This window comes from Maribacter sp., from assembly GCF_049667165.1.
In the GTDB taxonomy this organism is placed as follows: domain Bacteria; phylum Bacteroidota; class Bacteroidia; order Flavobacteriales; family Flavobacteriaceae; genus Maribacter_A.
This window is the reverse complement of the sequence record NZ_JBATHS010000358.1, coordinates 1-2279: the sequence shown is the minus strand read 5'-3', so window position 1 is coordinate 2279 and position 2279 is coordinate 1. Positions and strand designations below refer to the sequence as shown.

The following is a 2279-nucleotide window of genomic DNA, read 5'->3' as shown; positions in this document are numbered from 1 at the left end:
GTCTCGTCCGCGAGATCGCTCAGGACTTCAAGACCGATCTGCGTTTCCAGAGCTCGGCCGTCATGGCTCTGCAGGAAGCCAGCGAAGCCTACCTGGTCGGTCTGTTCGAAGACACCAACTTGTGCGCCATCCACGCCAAACGTGTCACCATCATGCCAAAGGACATCCAGTTGGCACGCCGTATCCGCGGTGAACGTGCCTAAGTGGCGGCGGTCGATCGTCGGCACACAGCCGGCCACACAGACCGCGTACAAAACGGCTCTTTTCAGAGCCACACAAAGTCTCAAACGGAAACTTAGCTTTATCGCTTTCGTTCGGTCACCGTCGTCGTTTCATTTATCTTCTGTTTCTGTCTGCCGGTTCGGTTGCTTGCTTGGTAGTCGATTGGCAAAACTACGTCAATCGCGACGTCGTTTTAGGCAGTCCAGCAGCGTCCTTCCATGTTCGATTAACGAACGATGTTTTCTGTCTACCTACGTCATACACAATTCTATTCACATAGCACTAGTATAGATTGATTGTGGTTTATTTCATACACTTTTCAGATCAGACAATGATTTAAATACTACAACTTGTTTCGTTTGTTGTGCGTCGTGCAGCACAACGAGTTACAGTTTTCGAAACAACGTACTGCTTTATTTGTCATCTATTCTATCGTGAAATGGAGGACTGCGGGGGTGGGGTGGGTGGTTTCTTTCATTCGTCACACGCACACTCGCGTCATTTCGATCTCTAGTTCGTCCATCATGCCGTACGTAAGTAACATTTCCGTTCTTACACTGCGGCAACATTTCATCCATCTAGTTAGGTCATCGCGTCACATTCACTATATACTAATACTACTATACTCCATCATTATCAGTCACATCGTTCTCATCAGTTACCTACAGACACTGGCAGTCGGCAACGACAGAACCATTCCGTTTGAATGTTTTGAGTGGCTCTGAAAAGAGCCGTTTTGTTCGATGACCGATTAGTCCGGTCGTCGTCGTTTACTTGCTGGAGGCGGTACCGCCGACCTTCTGCGTCTTCTTCGGCAGCAGAACGGCCTGGATGTTGGGCAGAACACCGCCCTGAGCGATGGTGACGCCCGACAACAGCTTGTTCAGCTCCTCGTCGTTGCGGATGGCCAACTGCAGATGACGCGGAATGATGCGAGTTTTCTTGTTGTCGCGGGCGGCGTTGCCTGCCAACTCGAGAACTTCGGCCGCCAGGTATTCCATGACGGCTGCAAGGTAGACCGGAGCACCGGCACCGACACGTTCGGCATAGTTGCCTTTGCGCAGAAGACGGTGGATACGACCGACCGGAAACTGAAGACCAGCACGGCTAGATCGGCTCTTCGCCTTTCCCTTGACTTTGCCTCCTTTGCCACGTCCAGACATTTTCTATCGTCGTTAATCGAGTACGTTCAGCGTCGCGAATGAACTGAATGAGTATGATTTCCGCAGCACAGCTTGCGTTTAAATACACAACGACGACCGAGTCAGCGAGCGGCTCATGCATATTCAGTAGCTGCGCGCATAATGAGCCCGCGCGATTGCCTGACTCGGTCGGTCCGCTTATAAAAGCCTACGGACGCGCGTTTTTCTCTCATCTCAATCAATCGCAGTCATGCCGTTGAAACCAGCGTCGAAAGGAGCTAAGAAAGCCGCGAGCAAGGCGAAAGCCGCTCGTTCGGGAGACAAGAAGAAGAAGCGACGACGACGAGAGACCTATGCCATCTACATCTACAAGGTGCTCAAGCAGGTCCACCCGGACACCGGTATCTCGTCGAAGGCGATGTCGATCATGAACTCGTTCGTCAACGACATCTTCGAGCGCATCGCCGCCGAAGCATCGCGTCTGGCTCACTACAATCGTCGTTCGACGATCACCAGTCGCGAAATCCAGACCGCTGTCCGTCTCCTGCTGCCCGGTGAACTCGCCAAGCACGCCGTCAGCGAGGGTACCAAGGCCGTCACCAAGTACACGTCGTCCAAGTAGACGACGACGGTTATCCAACCGTCGATCAAAAGGCCCTTTTCAGGGCCACCCAAACCTATACAGATATAGCTCGAAACGCTGGTCTACATGTCGGTCAATCAATACACTGTCATTGTCGGTTTTTGCAATTATTAGCTAGCACCTGGATGCACATGATTTACGTAGGTAGGTGATAATAGTAACATTTCAACAGACATGCGCATTTCAGTCCTACTTCATTACCGACCGACCGCAAGCTCTTGCTTGTTTTGTCGTCCGTTTGTTCAAACCATTACACTTGACGTCCACTACGA

3 protein-coding genes are annotated in these 2279 nt (G+C 51.4%); 2 read left to right on the top strand and 1 reads right to left on the bottom strand.

Annotation, left to right across the window (positions count from 1 at the left end; translation table 11 throughout):
* Positions 1-203 (top strand): hypothetical protein (locus WBM98_RS16385; protein ID WP_424367097.1); only part of this gene is annotated, 203 nt, incomplete at its 5' end.
* A 789-nt stretch (positions 204-992) separates the two neighbouring features.
* On the opposite strand, the gene WBM98_RS16380 is transcribed toward WBM98_RS16385, so the two are convergent.
* On the bottom strand, positions 993-1385 hold the full coding sequence (locus WBM98_RS16380; protein ID WP_424367096.1) for a histone H2A: 393 nt from the start codon (positions 1383-1385) through the stop codon (positions 993-995).
* 229 nt (positions 1386-1614) lie between these two features.
* On the opposite strand from WBM98_RS16380, the gene WBM98_RS16375 reads away from it, so the two are divergent.
* The gene (locus WBM98_RS16375) at positions 1615-1986 is read left to right on the top strand and encodes a histone H2B family protein (protein ID WP_424367095.1); all 372 of its coding nucleotides are present in this window, start codon (positions 1615-1617) and stop codon (positions 1984-1986) included.
* The last annotated feature ends 293 nt before the right edge of the window (positions 1987-2279 follow it).

Coding starts and splice junctions, on each gene's coding strand:
- WBM98_RS16375 (WP_424367095.1), top strand. CDS start 1,615: ATGCCGTTGAAACCAGCGTCGAAAGGAGCTAAGAAAGCCGCGAGCAAG.
- WBM98_RS16380 (WP_424367096.1), bottom strand. CDS start 1,385: ATGTCTGGACGTGGCAAAGGAGGCAAAGTCAAGGGAAAGGCGAAGAGC.